The organism is Nocardia sp. NPDC050630 (genome assembly GCF_044457245.1).
Lineage (GTDB): Bacteria > Actinomycetota > Actinomycetes > Mycobacteriales > Mycobacteriaceae > Nocardia.
Map to the genome: position 1 here is coordinate 456,409 of NZ_JBITGN010000004.1, position 15,833 is coordinate 472,241.

15 protein-coding genes are annotated in these 15,833 nt (G+C 66.2%); 3 read left to right on the forward strand and 12 right to left on the reverse strand.

The window, feature by feature from the left end; all coding sequences use genetic code 11:
- Positions 1-52: 52 nt before the first annotated feature.
- Positions 53-1,297, reverse strand: a complete 1,245-nt coding sequence (locus ACIBG0_RS14705; RefSeq protein ID WP_397032599.1) for an ATP/GTP-binding protein — start codon at positions 1,295-1,297, stop codon at positions 53-55.
- A gap of 175 nt (positions 1,298-1,472) precedes the next feature.
- Here ACIBG0_RS14705 and ACIBG0_RS14710 point away from each other — a divergent pair, with 175 nt between their 5' ends.
- Positions 1,473-1,838 carry a hypothetical protein gene (locus ACIBG0_RS14710; RefSeq protein WP_397032601.1) on the forward strand — a complete coding sequence of 122 codons (366 nt, stop codon included), beginning with the start codon at positions 1,473-1,475 and terminating at the stop codon, positions 1,836-1,838.
- Here ACIBG0_RS14710 and ACIBG0_RS14715 read toward each other — a convergent pair.
- The 8 genes from ACIBG0_RS14715 to ACIBG0_RS14750 all read right to left on the reverse strand — a co-directional run bounded on the left by ACIBG0_RS14715 (position 1,825) and on the right by ACIBG0_RS14750 (position 10,404).
- A complete protein-coding gene (locus tag ACIBG0_RS14715; protein ID WP_397032603.1) occupies positions 1,825-2,916 on the reverse strand; it encodes an S-adenosylmethionine:tRNA ribosyltransferase-isomerase in 1,092 nt (363 codons plus the stop codon). The genes ACIBG0_RS14710 and ACIBG0_RS14715 overlap by 14 nt on opposite strands.
- Positions 2,913-3,611 carry an SDR family oxidoreductase gene (locus tag ACIBG0_RS14720; RefSeq protein ID WP_397032604.1) on the reverse strand — a complete coding sequence of 233 codons (699 nt, stop codon included), beginning with the start codon at positions 3,609-3,611 and terminating at the stop codon, positions 2,913-2,915. Before ACIBG0_RS14720 ends, ACIBG0_RS14715 begins: the two co-directional genes overlap by 4 nt.
- Before the next feature lie 84 nt (positions 3,612-3,695).
- Positions 3,696-5,810, reverse strand: a complete 2,115-nt coding sequence (gene ligA / locus ACIBG0_RS14725; protein ID WP_397032606.1) for an NAD-dependent DNA ligase LigA — start codon at positions 5,808-5,810, stop codon at positions 3,696-3,698.
- A 62-nt stretch (positions 5,811-5,872) separates the two neighbouring features.
- On the reverse strand, positions 5,873-6,067 hold the full coding sequence (locus ACIBG0_RS14730; protein WP_397032608.1) for a hypothetical protein: 195 nt from the start codon (positions 6,065-6,067) through the stop codon (positions 5,873-5,875).
- A gap of 44 nt (positions 6,068-6,111) precedes the next feature.
- Positions 6,112-7,164: a methionine synthase gene (locus ACIBG0_RS14735; RefSeq protein WP_397032708.1), complete on the reverse strand. Its 1,053-nt coding sequence runs from the start codon at positions 7,162-7,164 to the stop codon at positions 6,112-6,114.
- 192 nt (positions 7,165-7,356) lie between these two features.
- A complete protein-coding gene (gene mnmA, locus ACIBG0_RS14740; protein ID WP_397032610.1) occupies positions 7,357-8,478 on the reverse strand; it encodes a tRNA 2-thiouridine(34) synthase MnmA in 1,122 nt (373 codons plus the stop codon).
- Positions 8,478-9,704, reverse strand: a complete 1,227-nt coding sequence (locus ACIBG0_RS14745) for a cysteine desulfurase family protein (protein WP_397032612.1) — start codon at positions 9,702-9,704, stop codon at positions 8,478-8,480. Before ACIBG0_RS14745 ends, mnmA begins: the two co-directional genes overlap by 1 nt.
- 241 nt (positions 9,705-9,945) lie before the next feature.
- Complete coding sequence (locus ACIBG0_RS14750; protein ID WP_397032613.1) at positions 9,946-10,404, reverse strand: MarR family winged helix-turn-helix transcriptional regulator; 459 nt, start codon at positions 10,402-10,404, stop codon at positions 9,946-9,948.
- A gap of 63 nt (positions 10,405-10,467) precedes the next feature.
- On the opposite strand from ACIBG0_RS14750, the gene ACIBG0_RS14755 reads away from it, so the two are divergent.
- Entirely contained in the window at positions 10,468-10,836 is a 369-nt protein-coding gene (locus ACIBG0_RS14755) for a VOC family protein (protein WP_319753851.1), read from the forward strand.
- Between the two features lie 172 nt (positions 10,837-11,008).
- Positions 11,009-11,185 (forward strand): hypothetical protein, encoded by a 177-nt coding sequence (locus tag ACIBG0_RS14760; RefSeq protein WP_397032616.1) that lies wholly within the window; start codon positions 11,009-11,011, stop codon positions 11,183-11,185.
- Here the strand turns inward: ACIBG0_RS14760 and ACIBG0_RS14765 are convergent.
- From ACIBG0_RS14765 to ACIBG0_RS14775, 3 genes are read right to left on the reverse strand one after another with little or no spacing between them, the layout of a single operon-like run.
- Positions 11,182-12,147 carry an antibiotic biosynthesis monooxygenase gene (locus ACIBG0_RS14765; protein WP_397032617.1) on the reverse strand — a complete coding sequence of 322 codons (966 nt, stop codon included), beginning with the start codon at positions 12,145-12,147 and terminating at the stop codon, positions 11,182-11,184. The genes ACIBG0_RS14760 and ACIBG0_RS14765 overlap by 4 nt on opposite strands.
- A gap of 10 nt (positions 12,148-12,157) precedes the next feature.
- On the reverse strand, positions 12,158-14,872 hold the full coding sequence (locus ACIBG0_RS14770; RefSeq protein WP_397032619.1) for a molybdopterin-dependent oxidoreductase: 2,715 nt from the start codon (positions 14,870-14,872) through the stop codon (positions 12,158-12,160).
- Entirely contained in the window at positions 14,869-15,696 is an 828-nt protein-coding gene (locus tag ACIBG0_RS14775; RefSeq protein ID WP_397032621.1) for an FAD binding domain-containing protein, read from the reverse strand. Before ACIBG0_RS14775 ends, ACIBG0_RS14770 begins: the two co-directional genes overlap by 4 nt.
- Positions 15,697-15,833: the final 137 nt, after the last annotated feature.

The following is a 15,833-nucleotide window of genomic DNA, read 5'->3' on the forward strand; positions in this document are numbered from 1 at the left end:
CTGACAGCTCAGTGGGCTGGCGGCCGTCACCGCTGAGCCTCATGCCCGTGCACTACAGCGAGGCGAGTTCGCTGGTGCCGTGCTCGGTACGGCGGATCTGCCAGACGGCGGTGCGAGTGCGCTGTGAGCGACCGTTCGTCCGATCGATCAGCGACCGACTGTTCGTGGTGAAGATCAGTTGTGCGCCACGGGAATTGGTTTCCGGATTCTGGAACAGCTGGATCAGTCGGTCGGTCTCCTCGACCGGCAGATGTGCGCCGATATCGTCGATCGCGAGCACCCGGCCGGAGTCCAGTGCGTCGAGCATGGTCGGCAGCAAGCGCAGCATCGAGAGGGTGGCGGCGGATTCTTCGGTGATATCGAAGGCGGAGTCGATACCAGCGTGCACCAGTCCGAGGCCGACACCGCGACGCTCGACCATCCGGGTGTAGAGGGCATCGCGTGCCGCCTTCAGATTGCTCAGCTCGCGCTCTAGCATGACCTCGGTGATGCCGTTGTCCCGCAGCAACTGATCAGCATGCGCGGGCGAGATCGCACACAGCTCCACTTGTTCGGCCGTCCCCGCGATATCGGCGTCGAGTTCGCGCAGATAATCCGCGTACATCGGGTCGGGCTCGGCGATCAGCAGATCGGTAATGCCGAGTTCGGCGGTGCGCAGCAGCATGAGCAGCCGCATCGCATGGTCCGGGGCGGCAGAGAGATGACTGCCGAGCCGATGCGCGACCGCCGTCGCATCCATCGCACCGTGCTGCACCTCCAGCATCGTCGAGAACCACCGATACGCGGGCACCAGCGCCTCGGCATACATCTGCCCGGCGAGACTGAGCAGCAACGCGTTCGGCCGCACCAGCGGTAACAATGCGGCGATGCCATAACGCGCGGCCTCGAACATCGGACCGATCTTGATCTGTTCGCCGTTGCGTTCGAACACGATTCGCTTGCGCGAGCGCGGATGCGTGTAGAGCCATTCGGCCGTCACATCCGCGTTGTCCAGCCGGAATCCATAGGTGTACGGCACGCCCTCCGCGACGAAGCTCGCCACGAATTCCGAGGGGCGATCGGGGAATCCGCGATGCGGCGCACGCACCGGTCCCGCATACGGATCCCAGCCGATCACCGAATTCAGCACCGCGTCGCGCATTTGCCCCAGTGCATCGATCAGGCTTGTCTTGCCCGCGGCACTGGCACCGTGCACGGCCGTCACCGGAACCGCGACCGGTCCGCTCCCCCGGCTCAAACGCAAGTCCTGCCGTTCGGCCAGCGATCTGTGATTGGTCACCTGAAAACTGCGCAGCATCCCGCCATCCTGTCGGTTCACCCACCCGACCGCGACACCGCACCCGGGTCACGGGTCGGGATCGGCACTGCCGGCGGAGCTTCCGGCGGACAAATGCGCACGTCACGCGTTATCATGCAGGCGCCGCGGCTACCCGCTGGCATCTGCCGGAAATGTATTGATGAGGGATTCAACGATGGAACTGACGATTAGTCGTCTAGTGGCCCGCAGCTCCGTCGCGGCCGCGCTCGCACTGGGCCCGCTGGTCGTGCTCGGGCCGCCGCAAGCCGCCGCCGAGGCGCCATGTCCGGACGGTACCGCCCGGATCTTCTTCCACGACGAGACCAATACCTGCCAGAGTGGCGGCACCTACAGCTTCGACGGCTCGCCCGCCCTTGTGAAGGTGTGCTCGGTCGGCAAGGTCCAGGTCATTGTCGACACCACCATCCAGAAGAGCCGGACCAAGACCAGGAACGCCCATCTCGATCTCAGCAACGGTCAGTGCGGCCGGATCGAGGTCGGCGGCCAACTCGACTCCACCGTGAGCATCAGTCCCTCCTAGCACCGGGACCGAACAGCAATGCGCTGTCGCCGAACTCGTGCCAGAGATATCCGGTATCGAGGGCGGTGGCATATGCGTCATGGACGGTGGCCGCGCCCGCGACCGCGACGAGGAGATCCAGATGCGATGCGCCGGGAGCGTGCCAGCCGGTAATGATGCCGTCGACCACCCGGGCGAGGCGGCGCGGACCGAGGACCAGTTCGGTCCACCCTCGGGCCGGATGCACGATTCCGTGGTGATCGGCGGTGGTCTCCAACGCTCGCGTCACCGTGGTGCCGACCGCGATGATGCGGCCGCCCGCCGCCCTGGTGTCGTTCACCAGACGGGCGGTCGCCGCCGGTACCGCGAACCGCTCCGGACTCGGGGGTTCGCCGACCTCGGGTGAGGAGACGCCGGTGTGCAGAGTGATCGGCGCGATCGCGACGCCCGAGGTCACCAGATCGAGCACCAGCCTCTGCGTGAAAGGGCGTGCCGCACTGGGCATTTCGGCACTACCGGGGATTCGGCCGAACACCGTCGTGTAGTACGACGGCGACCAACGTTGTGGCACATACGAATAGGTGATCGGATAGCCGTGGATCGCCAGCAGCCAGGCGGGATCGGCGCTGAGTTCGACGATCCAGAGTCGGCGCGCGCCCGGTAGCCAGGGTTCGCGCAGGGTTGCCGTGGCACCCTCCGGCAGCTGGATCTCATTGCCCGGGTGCAGGTCACCCGGATACGGTGTGCGTTCGCGGGTGCGCACCTCCAGCACCCACAGTCCGTTGCAACCGCCGAAGGTATCCGGAGCACCGCTGGCCTCGTCGACGGGTCCGTTGAGCCAGGTGGACAGATGCAGCGTGACCGGTATGCCGTCGAGGGTGCCATCGACCGCCGCGGCCACGGTCGACGAATTGTTCACCACCACAAGGTCACCCGCGTTCAGATGCCGTGGTAGTTCACGGAATATGTGGTGGCTGAGGCGCTCCGCGGCCACCAGCATCCGGACCTCGTCGCGGGCCAGGCCGCGCGCCTCCGGCGGAGCGGCGGCATTGCGCTCGGGCGGCAGGACATCGGCCCATTCATTCAACGCTGTCGTCATCTGCCGACCCCCGCGGCGAAATCAGCGGCGGTATAACGGCCGTTCTTGGGTCGCTGCTCGAGCAAACCCAGCAGCGCGGGCACGACGGTCTCGGGTTCGGGACGATCGGAGATATCGTCGTCGGGAAATGCCGCCTGATGCATTTCGGTGCGCATATCGCCGGGATCGAAGGCGTAGATCGACAGCTCCGGATGTTCGGCGGCCAGGATGGCGGTGAGTTGATCCAGGGCCGCCTTCGACGAGCCGTATCCGCCCCAATCCGGATACGGTTCGACACCCGCGTCGGAGCTGATATTCACCACGACACCATCCGGATCCAACAGCGGCAGTGCGAACTGCAGAACCGCCAGCGGCGCAATGACATTGGTTCGATACACCAGCTCGAGCTGATCGAGCGGATAGTTCGCCAGACGCGGCATCGGACTCGGCCCGAGGTTGCTGGCGTTGTTCACGAGCAGATCGAGGTGTCCGAACTCGCCCGCGACCTCGGCCAGTTCAGCACGATGCGCCGGATCGGTGATATCGCCCGGCACCGCGAGAAATGCTTCGCCGAGCTCGGAGCCCACCCGGGCGAGCCGGTCGACGCGGCGGGCGGTACCGATCACCCGCCAGCCGCGGGCGATGAGTGAACGCGCAAGAGCCAGACCGAATCCCGCCGAAGCACCGGTGACCAGAGCGGTAGAGCGGTGAGTCATATCGAATCTCCTGATAGTTACCTACCAGTCGATCCTCATACCTGAAGCCAGGTTCAGGTCAAGGCGTATTCGCCGACGGCATATCTACTCCTCGGCTTCGGCATCCTCCGCGGCCGTCTCCGGCGTCACCGCCGCCGGACCCTCCTCGAGTAGCTTGCGGAATCCGTCCTCGTCCAGGATCGGCACACCGAGTTCCTCCGCTTTGGCGGCCTTGGAGCCCGGCGAATCACCGATCACCACGAAGGCCGTCTTCTTCGAGACCGAACCCGCGGCCTTACCACCGCGCACCAGGATCGCCTCCTTGGCGCCGTCGCGGGAGAACCCCTCCAGCGACCCGGTTACCACGATCGATAACCCCTCGAGGGTGCGTTCGATGGACTCGTCGCGTTCATCGGCCATTCGCACACCCGCGGCACGCCATTTGTCGACGATCGCGCGATGCCAATCGACGGTGAACCATTCGGCGACCGCGGCGGCAATGGTCGGGCCGACGCCGTCGGCGGCGGCCAGTTCCTCGACCGCGGCGTCCTGGATCCGGTCGATACTGCCGAATTCCCTGGCCAACACCCGCGCCGCGGTGGGCCCCACATGCCGGATGGACAACCCGACCAGCACCCGCCACAGCGGCCGGTTCTTGGCGGTCTGCAAGTTCTCCAGCAGTCGCTTGCCGTTGGCGGACAGGCCACCGTTCTTATTGGCGAACAACGTAGTGGTGAGCAGCCGCGCCTCGTCGAGGTCGAACAGATCGCCCTCGTCGGTGATCGCGCTCGATTTCAGCAGATCGTTGGCGGCCTCGTAGCCGAGCGATTCGATATCGAAAGCGCCGCGCCCGGCCACATGGAATACCCGCTCCCGCAGCTGCGCCGGGCAGAACTGTTGGTTGGGACAGCGGATATCGGCGTCGCCCTCCTTCTGCGGCGCCAGCTCGGTACCGCACTCCGGACAGTGCGTCGGCATGACGAATTCGCGCTCGTCACCGGTGCGTGCGTCGACCACCGGGCCGAGCACCTCCGGAATCACGTCACCGGCCTTGCGGATGGTAACGGTGTCGCCGATGAGCACGCCCTTGCGCTTCACCTCGGAGGCATTGTGCAGCGTGGCCATGGCGACCGTGGAGCCCGCGATGGATACCGGCTCCATCACCGCGAACGGAGTGACCCGGCCGGTGCGCCCGACATTCACCTCGATATTCAGTAGCTTGGTGGTGGCCTCTTCGGGCGGGTACTTGTAGGCGATGGCCCAGCGCGGGGCGCGCGAGGTCGAGCCGAGCCTACGCTGCAGCGCCATCTCGTCGACCTTGATCACCTGGCCGTCGATTTCGTGCTCGATATCGTGACGGTGCTCGCCCCAATAGTTGACGCGCTCGATCACCGCATCGATGCCCTGCACCAATTTGGTGTGTTCGGAGACCGGCAGACCCCATGCGGCCAGCGCGCGGTAGGCCTCGTGCTGTGAGGTCGGGGTATAGCCCTCGATGCGTCCGAATCCGTGGCAGATCATCCGGAGCCGACGCCGCGCGGTGACCGCCGGATCCTTCTGGCGTAGCGAACCCGCCGCGGTATTGCGCGGATTCGCATACGGCGGTTTACCCTCGGCCACGATCGCCGCATTGAGCGTCTCGAAATCCTCCAGCCGGAAGTAGACCTCACCACGCACCTCGAGCACGTCCGGGACCGGGAACTCCGCGGTCGCGGTCAGCTCGGTCGGAATGTCATCGATGGTGCGCGCATTGAGCGTGACGTCCTCACCGGTGCGTCCGTCGCCGCGGGTCGCGCCGCGCACCAGCCGCCCCTTCTCGTAGACCAGGTTCAGCGCGACACCGTCGATCTTCACCTCGCACAGATAGTGCAGATTCGACCCGGTTTCGGCCTCGACCCGGCTCGCCCAGGTGCGCAGCTCGTCGAAGTCGAAGACATTGTCCAGTGACAGCATTCGCTCGAGATGGTCCACAGCGGTGAAATCCGTCGCGAATCCGCCGCCGACCAGCTGCGTCGGCGAATCGGGCGTGCGCAGATCCGGATGCGCGTCCTCGAGCGCCTCCAGTTGCCGCAGCAGCTTGTCGAACTCACCGTCGGAGATGATGGGCGCGTCCCGCACGTAATACCGGAACTGGTGCTCCCGAACCTCGTCCGCAAGCCGCTGCCACTCCACCCGCTGCTCCGCCGTAGCCGGGTCCGCCGCAATGTCGCTGTCACTCACCCATCGCACATTAGTCGAGCCCACCGACAAGTCACCGTCACATTCCCGCACGTCGCGGCGGACTATCCGGGCGGCGGATCCGGTCCGAGGTGACGCTGCCCGCCGCTCGCACCGCCGCGAATCCGGAGGTCGATCATCGCCGTTTCGCACCCACCCGACGCGGTGATCGTATCGCCGTCCGCGGCGGCATTGGTCAGGGTGGCGATCAACCGCGCCGATCGACAACCTGGGACACCGCCTGGTCTTCGCGCGTTCATGCCGATGACGATCGCAACTCGAACGGCGGCGATACGTCCGAGCGTCAGGAGAAGTCGAGCGATTCCGGCTCTTCGGCGTAGGCGCGCGCCACTTCGGTGGACAAGCGGAGGGCTTGGCGGGCCCATTCGAGGGGGGCACCGGCCAGGCCGCAAGCGGGGGCGACCAGGATCTGGGTGGCCAGCACGGAGCGACGCAGGCCGAGGCGGTCGATGAGGCGGACACCGGGCTCGGCGATATCGCGCCAGGTCGGGGGCTTGCCGGGCGGCATCGTCGGAATCAGTCCGAGGGCCAATTGCTTTCCGGCGTCCAGTATTTCGCCGATATCGTCCAGAGCGCGGGTGGTGATGGTGGTGGTGTCGAAGCCGATGGCGGTGGCCGCGCTACCGCGCAGGAAGGAAAGGGCGGGCACATCGGCGCAGGTGTGGACCAGGACAGGAACAGCCTGAGCGGTGATGACCGCATCCAAGACCGCCAGTGCCTCCGGTTCGGGGACCGCGCGCACCGTGTCCAGCACGCTGACGCCACGCAGGGAGCCGTTGAGCACATCGGTAAGTGACGGTTCATCCAGTTGCAGAACGACGTGCGCACCGAGGCGTTTGCGCACCTCGTCCACGTGCTGGACGAGACCTTCGGCCAGAGATTCCGAAATATCGCGCACCGCGCCGGAATCGGTGAGCACCCGGTGTCCGACGGGGAGTTCGAGTTGGGCCGCGAGGCTCAATGGTCCGGTGGCCTGTAGTTTGACCGTGCCCGCCGAACCCGATGTCGCCCAGGCCTGTTCGAGTGCGTCCAGATCCGACCTGAGCAGATCGCGCGCACGCCGCGCGACCGCACCGGGCCTGGCCGCCAACCGATAACCCCGCGTGGTGGTGTCGAATCGCATATCCACCAGGAGTGCCGATACGCGGCCGATCATGTCCGAACCGACACCGCGACCAGGCAATTCGACCAGATGCGGCAGATCGGGCAACTCGCCGATGATGGTGGCCGCGGCCTCCCGCGGATCCGTACCCGGCCAGGACCCGACGGCGGTCGCGATGCCGCCCGAAATCCGCACCGGTTGCTTCGCCGGAATTTCGCGTGATTCCTTGGCGATTTCGCTCACGACTGCGCCTCGCTGCCGCTCGGCTCCATCGTGCGCGATTGCGCGCCGGGTCGATGGCTCACTCGCTGACGCTTGCTCACTGCGTTGCCCCTATGCGGGGTATGCACCCCATCGTGTGGTGGATCCCAGTCTGCGCCGGGACGAAGCGATCTCGCTTGCCGCGCCGCCCGATGTGGGCGTCGCTCACTGCCTTGTGCTCGCGCCCGCGCTACTCACAGATTCCGACGCATCACGCGCGGTGTCTGTGATGGTGCCGCTGCCGATCACCTGATCGCCCAACGCATCCTGGCGATACACCACGACGGCTTGGCCGCGGGCAACACCGGTCAGCGGCTCGCGCAGTCGCACGATGAGCCCGTCGCCGACCGCCTCGGCTACGGCCGGTGCGGTGCCGCCGTGCGCGCGCACCTGCGCCACACACTCGATCGGCCCCTCGGGCGCCGCACCGGAAGTCCAGATGGCGCGCTCGGCCTGGACGGTCCACACCTGCAGATCCTCGGCCGAGCCCACGCGCACGGTGCCGGAGTCGGGATCGATCTCGGTGACATAGCGCGGCTTACCGTCGGCGGCCGGTCCGGGCAGTCCGAGACCCTTGCGCTGACCGATCGTAAATCCGTGCACGCCTTCGTGATTCGCGAGCACCTGCCCGTCGGCATCGACGACCGCGCCGGGCCGGATGCCGATCTTCGCGCCGAGGAAGGCCCTGGTGTCGCCGGAGGGGATGAAGCAGATGTCGTGGCTGTCGGGCTTATTCGCCACCGCGAGCCCACGCTCGGCGGCTTCGGCGCGGATCTGCGGCTTCGGGGTGTCACCCACCGGGAACATGGCCCGCGACAACTGCTGTGCGGTCAGCACCGCGAGCACATAGGACTGGTCCTTGTCGGCGTCGACGGCACGACGCAGCACACCGTCCTCGAGCCGCGCGTAGTGGCCGGTGACCACGGCGTCGAAGCCGAGGGCCACCGCGCGATCGGCGAGGGCGGAGAACTTGATCTTCTCGTTGCAGCGCAGGCACGGGTTGGGTGTCTCCCCGGCAGCGTAGGCGGCGACGAAATCGTCGATCACGTCTTCCTTGAAACGGTCCGCGAAATCCCAGACATAGAAGGGAATTCCGAGCACGTCGGCGGCTCGCCGGGCGTCGCCCGCGTCCTCCTTCGAGCAGCAACCGCGCGAACCGGTGCGCAGGGTGCCCGGTGTCGCGGACAACGCCAGGTGTACGCCGACCACCTCATGACCAGCGTCGACGGCTCGTGCCGCCGCCACGGCCGAATCCACACCACCACTCATCGCGGCGAGTACTCGCATCAGACACCTCCCTTCGCACCGGCCAGACCCGCGGCCATGGCCCTTTCCACAATCTGGGGCAAGACATTCAGCACCGCGTCCACATCGGCGTGAGTCGAGGTGTGCCCCAATGAAAATCGCAATGATCCGCGAGCCTGCCACGGCTGCATGCCCATGGCGATCAGCACATGACTCGGGGTGGCCACACCCGCATTGCAAGCAGACCCGGTAGAGCATTCGATCCCGGCCGCGTCCAGCAGCATCAGCAGCGAATCCCCTTCGCAGCCAGGGAAAGTGAAGTGCACATTGCCCGGCAAGCGTCGCTCTCCGTCGGGACCGCTGAGCACCGCATCCGGAACGGTATCGCGGATACCCTTGATCAATTCGTCCCGTAGCGCGATCAATTCCTTTGTACGCATGGGCAACTCGTTCACGGTGTAGTTCAGTGCCGTCGCCAGCCCGACGGCGGCGGCGGTATCCGAAGTCCCGGACCGCAGATCGCGCTCGTGCCCGCCGCCGTGCATCAGTGGCACACACGGTACCTGCCTGCCGAGCAGCAGCACGCCGACACCATGCGGGCCACCGACCTTGTGCCCGGCGAAACTCGCCGCCGAAAGCCCACTGGCCGCGAAATCGATCGGCAGCTGCGCGGCCGCCTGGATCGCGTCACTGTGCATCGGCACGCCGAATTCCTGTGCCACCGCGGCCAATTCGACGATCGGCGCGATAGTGCCGACCTCATTATTGGCCCACATGATGCTGACCAGCGCGACCTCGTCGACGTGTTCGGCCAGCGCCGCGCGCAGCACCCGCGGCGACACCACACCGTCGGAGTCGACCGGCAGCCAAGTCACCTGCGCGCCCTCGTGCTGCTCGAGCCACTCGACGGTATCGATGACGGCATGATGTTCGGTCGAACCCGCGATAATCCTGGTGCGGCGCGGTTCGGCATCGCGACGGGCCCAGTAGATGCCCTTGATCGCCAGATTGTCGCTCTCGGTCCCGCCCGAGGTGAATATCACCTCCGACGGCCTGGCGCCCAGATCGGCGGCGATCGACTCGCGCGCCTCCTCCAGCATCCGCCGGGCCGCACGCCCGGAACCGTGCAGCGACGAGGCATTGCCTGTCATCGCGAGCGCGGCCGTCATCGCCTCGATCGCGGCAGGCACCATCGGAGTGGTCGCCGCATGATCGAGGTAGACCGTCCGGGGCGCCCCATGGACCGAACCCGCAAAAGCCGACTTCATGACCTACAAACCTTATCCCACCGTTGACCTGCATATCTTCGGGGTATCCCGCCGCTGTCTACGATCTGTCTACGATTCACCCACCCCATGCAAGCCGAGCCGGGCGCGACGGTATTCCCGCAACCCCCCGCGCCAATGGCTCTCCCAGCATCAACGCCCCCGCCTGCTGTCCGTCTACCAGTGCGTGTAGACGTCCAAGGTGGTGGTGTTGTTCGCGGCGAGACGTGCGCCGGGGAACGAGCTATGCACCGTCGTTGCCATCACGCAGGGAATGGATCATGCTCCGCAGGATCCGGAACGCGTCTGCCTGCTCGGTCTCGGTCATCCCCGCCAGCAATCTGACCTCGACGGACCGGACCGCTACGGTCGCCTTCTCGAGGCTCCGTCGGCCGCGAGGCGTGAGCCGCGTGGGAAGAACCTTCCCGACGGGTGCCTCCGCGGGCCTGGTCACGTAGCCGTCTCGTTCCAGGGCCTGGAGCAGCACGTTCATCGTCTGCCGTGTCACGAACGCGCCCCGCGCGAGCTCGGAGTTCGACAAGCCCGGTCGTTGAGCCAGCAGCTCGAGGCAGGAGTAGTGCGTCACGCTCATCCCGAGCGGCCGCAGCACCTCCTCCATGGCTGCACGCAGGGCGCTCGACGCCTCTTTCAGCAGGTAGCCCAGTGACGTCTCCAGGTCGACGCCGACACCGTCTTGACTCATGTCAGCATTCTGACATAGATTGAGCCGTGTCAGAAGACTGACACGAACAGAAGGAGCATCATCATGCCCGCCACCGGCCCCGACTTCATCTCGCTCCAAGCGCGCGACCTCGACGCTTCGCAGGCGTTTTACGAGCAGTACCTCGGCCTCGTCCGCTCGCAGACCGGACCTCCGCACGCCGTCGTCTTCGAGACGAAGCCGATCGCGTTCGCACTCCGCGACGTCGTTCCCGGCACCGATCTCGCATCCGTTGCTCAGCCCGGCATCGGTGCCGCGATCTGGCTCCACGCCACAGACGTCCAGGCCATTCACGATGCTCTGGTCGCCGACGGTCACACCATCGTCTCCGCACCGATCGACGGCCCCTTCGGTCGGACCTTCACCTTCGCCGACCCCGACGGCTACCAGGTCACTCTCCACGACCGCGCCTGACAGGCCGAACGCCACCGGACGATCACCGGCCCCCGCGGACCGCGTTGCGCCCGAGACTCGAGACCGGGCGACGTTTGGTGAGCCCGGTGTGATACCTATACCGACCCGCGGCGGCCCCGTCGCCCGTAACGAGTGCGTACTCCGATGCGCGGCTGGCAGTATCCCTGCCTACGTGGCTCCGACGGTGGCCGCGATCCTGACCCGACATGCACCAGCCGCGGCGATGAACGCCTTCCAGGTCCGCAAGTTCGGACCGGACCTGGCCGACCCGCATGCCACAGCCCTGACACCGAAGCCAGTGAGCACAATCCCCGAACCGACGGGACCCACACCGCTGGGTGGCCGTTAGGGCAACGACCAGAGCTTGGTCGTGGCCACGTAGAAGATGACGACCCAGGCCAGCATGACCGCGACGACGATGGCAATGCCATGGAGGTTCGTTTTCGCCGCCGGGATATCCGGGGGCGGGCGCAGCCACCGCCGCAGCAGCCGATTCACGTAGTACGGCATCGTGACGTAGCTCATCACGAAACTGGACAGCAGGTTGCCGATCAGCAACCCCAGCCACAGCGGCATCTGCAAGGGCGCCAGGGCGAGGGTCAGCAGCACCACGGTCGGATAGAGGCCCACCCATACCGCGATTGCCGTCTTGGTATCCGACGGAGTCTCGTTGCCGTCCTCATCGAAGGCGAACCAGCTGCCGAACGAGTTATCGATAGTGCGCAACTCGAAATCGCTGAACTTCCTGCCCTCGGCGAGGAGTTCCTGACGCCGCTTCGAGGTGAGCCAGGTGGCCAGATTCGCCGCGGTGTCAAAGCGATAGAGCGCCGTCCACTCGTCCTGCACACCCTCGATGGGACGGAAGAGCTCGGTGCCGCGGAAGCCTTCGAATTTCGCCTCCTCACGACTCATATCCGCTTGCCACGCAAGGAAATCCGCGACGCTCTCGGGCGTCACACGATGGGTGACCACGACCGTCACGAGGGGATCTGAGGGTCGCGTGCCGCCGCCGATGACCTGCTGGGTGGCGGGGCCGTCGAAGTATTGCTGCCCGCTGTCCAAGAATTCCTGACGGGTTGCGCTGTTTATCCAATCCTGTAGATGACCGACGGAGTCGAAGCGGTAGACCACCACCCATTCGGGCTGCACCGCGGTGGGGGCGGCGATCTCGGCGCCGACGAATCCCGGATAGCCCGACGCCGCGGCGTTCAGGTCCTCCTGCCAGGACTTGAAGGCCTTCTCGAAACCCGGGCGCACCTTCTGGCCGATGATGACCGTCGCCGCGCTGTCGGTGAGTTTCCCGGCTCCCATCGCGGTCTCCTCACCGCTTTCGAGCCGGAACCGATATGAGACGCCGATAGATGCGCTCGGGTGTGAGCGGCAGCGCGCGGAATCGGACGCCCGTCGCGTCCTCTAGCGCATTGGCCAGCGCGGGCGCGACCGGGTTGATGCAGCACTCCGCAATACCTTTCGAGTGCATCGCACCGACGGAATCTGCGGAGTCCACCGTCAGTACTTCGATGCGGGGAATATCGGCATAGGTCGGGATGCGGTAGTTGCGCAGGTTCGGGTTGACCATCGCGCCGTTCGCGTCGACGTGGAAGTTCTCGGTCAGCACGAAGCCGATGCCCTGTGCGACGCCGCCCTCGATCTGGCCCCGCACCTGCGCCGGGTTGATGAGGACTCCGGCGTCGGTGGCGTGCACGCTGTAGAGGATGCGGATCTCACCAGTCATCCGGTGCACCGCGATCCGAAAGCCGTGCGTGTTGAAGATGACACTGCGCGGCGACCCGAAAGCCTTGCGCGCCTCGGTCAATCGGATGCCGCGGCGGTGCGCCACCTCGATCAGTTCCGACAGGGATAGGTGGCTGTCACCGCAGATGACACCGTTGTCGTCCATCGCGCACGAAGCGATATCGACTCGCGTGTGTTCGGCCGCCAAGAACAGAATGCGATCGCGCAGAGCCTCCGCTGCTCGCAGCACGGCGTTCCCGGCGACGAAGAGACCCGCGCTGGCGAACGCGCCGGTGTCGAATCCCGTTCGGTCGGTATCGGATTGGATGAGCCGCACCCGTGACGGCGTCGTGCCGAGCCGGTCGGCGGCGATCTGCACGTGGGCGGTCGAGGTGCCCTCGCCGAATTCGACGGTACCGACGGCGAGTTCGTAGCTACCGTCGTCACCGAGGGTCAGCCAGGCCTCGGAGAGGTGGTCGGTCGGGGGCGCGGTTTCGTGCAGCGAGCTGGCGGTGCCGGTACCGATGAGCCAATCGATACTCGGTGGCGGCTCGACGGTGTTGCGCCGCAACGCGTCATCGACGAGATCGATGCATTCGACGAGGCCGTCCTCGCGGAACATGACATCGTCCGGACCGTCGTCGAATGCGACGAGAGCATCACCGGGACGCACGATATTGCGCCGCCGCAGCTCGAGCGGATCCATATCGAGCGCCACCGCCAGCTCGTGCATGGCCGACTCCATCGCGAAGGCGGGCTGGGTCATGCCGTAGCCGCGCAGCGCGCCACCCGGCACGTTGTTCGTATAGACGGAATATGCGTCGAACCTCTTGCTGGGACAGCGGTAGGCCGCGACGGCCGTCCCACCGGCGAACAGCGTCTCGCCGCCGTGGTTGCCGTAGGCGCCGGTATTGGACACATTGCGGACCTGGATCGCGGTGAGCGTGCCGTCGGACCGTGCGCCCAGCTTCACTGTCAGCGACATCGGGTGCCGCGGTGATGCTGTCGTGAACTCCTCCTCGCGCGTGAACTCAAAACAGACCGGCCGCCCGGTATCCAACGTGGCCAAGGCAACCAAGTCCTCGGTGATGACCTCTTGCTTACCGCCGAAAGCGCCGCCGACCCGCTTGCAGAACACGCGCAGCTGATCGGGACGCAGGTCGAACAGATAGCCGAGCTTGTTCTTGGCGATCGAGGGCGATTGTGAGCTGGTGCGTACATGCAGGCGACCGTCCTGCATCCACGCGATCGATCCGTGCGTCTCGAGATGCGCATGCTGCACGGGCGGCGAGTAGTAGGTGCCCTCATGGACAACATCGGCCTCGGCGAAACCCGCCGCGACATCACCGATATCCCCGTGGATCTCGAGCAGAATGTTGTGCTCGGGATCGCGCACGAACGGATCTTGGGAACCGTGCAATTGCGGAGCGCCGTCGGCCATGGCCGCTTCCGGATCGAAAACCGCGGGCAACACCTCGTACTCGACGACCACCTCGCGGCAGCCCTGCTCGGCAGCTCCCACGGTGTCGGCCAACACCGCGACCACGCGCTGACCGACGAAGCGCACCACGTCGTCGAGGATGTAGGTGTCGCTGGGATCGACGAGGTGATCGGTGTGAATGGCGGTCGTGAAGTGCTTGCGCGGCACGTCTTCCCAGGTGTAGACGCGATGCACGCCGGGAACCGCGAGCGCCGCGGTCTTATCGATCGACACGATGCGGGCATGGGCGTGCGGAGAGCGCAGCAGCTTCAGGTGCAACATGCCGTCGATCACGGTGTCCATGGTGAATTCGGCGCTACCGGTCACCACCTCGGTGCCCGCCGGAGCGCCGACGCTGGTCCCGACGACCCGGCCCGGCTGAGCGACTTCGATCTCGGCGACACCGTGCATCGCGTCTTCGATCGCCCGGTAGCCGGTGCAGCGGCAGAGGTTGCCCTTCAGCGCGCGCGAGAGGTCTTCCCGCTGGGCGTCGGTGAGCGCCACCGCGGTCATGATCATGCCAGCGGTGCAGAAGCCGCATTGGAAGCCGGGAGCGTCGCGGAACTGCCGCTGCATCGGGTGCATATCTTCGGGCGAACCGAGGCCCTCGATGGTGGTGACCGCACGTCCATCGGCACGGAACGCGGGCGTGATGCAGCTGTGCACGGGCGCACCGTCCAGCCATACCGTGCATGCACCGCAATCGCCCGCGTCGCACCCCTTCTTGGCACCGTGGAAGCCGAGCGAGCGCAGGAATGTGCGCAGGCATTGACCCGGATTGGGCTCGGCGTCGAAGGTGTTCGCGTTCACGGTGTACGTCACGGCCGACCGCCTTCGGTGAGTTCGACGCGGATCTCCTCGGCGAAGTACCTGGTGAGGTGATGACGGTGCTCGGGTGTGCCGTTCGGGTCGCTGAACCACAGGTCTTCGGGGATGGCGTCGACGCGCTCGCGCAGCGTCTCGGCGTCGGGCATGGTGTCGAACGCCAAGCGCACCGGGCGGGTGGTGCCCGCGGTGATGGTGAGCTGCAGGTCCCGGGACTCCGGCGATTGGGTGGCGATCAGGAACAGCGTCGAGCGGCCAAGGCGCGTCAGGCTGAACCGCCGGTGCGTACACCGCTTGTGAAGTCCGGTCACCGGGATATCGATGCGGCGCAGGATCTCGCCGGGGCCGAGGATGTTTCGGTGGTCACCGATGACGAAGTCGCCCGCATCGATGGTGCGTTCGGAGCCGTCGGTGGCCCACACGGTGTACGTGGCGTCCAGTGCGACCGTCAGCGTGATCATCGGCCCCGCTGGCAGCGACATGCAGATATTGCCGCCGACCGTCGCCGCATTCCAGACCTTGAACGAGGACAGAAACGCATCGCAACACGTGGAGAACAGCGTCCCGGCGAGCCAATCACGCGGCGGCGCAAAAGCATTCAGCTCGCGGACGGTGCATGTCGCGCCGATCTCCAGTCCCGAGGGACTCGGCACCAGACTGTCCCAGCCGAGTGCGGTGATATCGACGAGACGGCGCAGTTCCGGCTGCTCGGTCGAGAACAACCACGTCCCCCCGGCCAGCCACGCATCGCCGTCGCGCCAGTCCGCGCCCGGTTGCTCGGAAGGACGCCGAACAATATCGGTGATCGTATTCAGATCCATAGCGCCGCTCCCGCTGCGAAGGTGCCGCCGATCGCCCGCCGAGTTCGCTCGATGAATCCGCCCGTGCACGGGCATCGCCGTTCTCGCCTTGGCTCAACGTACCCGACCCTCCGACACCCCGGCCAGCAAATCCGCAG

Excerpts from the sequence above, each read along its gene's own strand:
- ACIBG0_RS14705 (WP_397032599.1), bottom strand. The coding sequence starts at position 1,297 with ATGCTGCGCAGTTTTCAGGTGACCAATCACAGATCGCTGGCCGAACGG.
- ACIBG0_RS14710 (WP_397032601.1), top strand. The coding sequence starts at position 1,473 with ATGGAACTGACGATTAGTCGTCTAGTGGCCCGCAGCTCCGTCGCGGCC.
- ACIBG0_RS14715 (WP_397032603.1), bottom strand. The coding sequence starts at position 2,916 with ATGACGACAGCGTTGAATGAATGGGCCGATGTCCTGCCGCCCGAGCGC.
- ACIBG0_RS14720 (WP_397032604.1), bottom strand. The coding sequence starts at position 3,611 with ATGACTCACCGCTCTACCGCTCTGGTCACCGGTGCTTCGGCGGGATTC.
- ACIBG0_RS14730 (WP_397032608.1), bottom strand. The coding sequence starts at position 6,067 with ATGAACGCGCGAAGACCAGGCGGTGTCCCAGGTTGTCGATCGGCGCGG.
- mnmA (WP_397032610.1), bottom strand. The coding sequence starts at position 8,478 with ATGCGAGTACTCGCCGCGATGAGTGGTGGTGTGGATTCGGCCGTGGCG.
- ACIBG0_RS14745 (WP_397032612.1), bottom strand. The coding sequence starts at position 9,704 with ATGAAGTCGGCTTTTGCGGGTTCGGTCCATGGGGCGCCCCGGACGGTC.
- ACIBG0_RS14750 (WP_397032613.1), bottom strand. The coding sequence starts at position 10,404 with ATGAGTCAAGACGGTGTCGGCGTCGACCTGGAGACGTCACTGGGCTAC.
- ACIBG0_RS14755 (WP_319753851.1), top strand. The coding sequence starts at position 10,468 with ATGCCCGCCACCGGCCCCGACTTCATCTCGCTCCAAGCGCGCGACCTC.
- ACIBG0_RS14765 (WP_397032617.1), bottom strand. The coding sequence starts at position 12,147 with ATGGGAGCCGGGAAACTCACCGACAGCGCGGCGACGGTCATCATCGGC.
- ACIBG0_RS14775 (WP_397032621.1), bottom strand. The coding sequence starts at position 15,696 with ATGGATCTGAATACGATCACCGATATTGTTCGGCGTCCTTCCGAGCAA.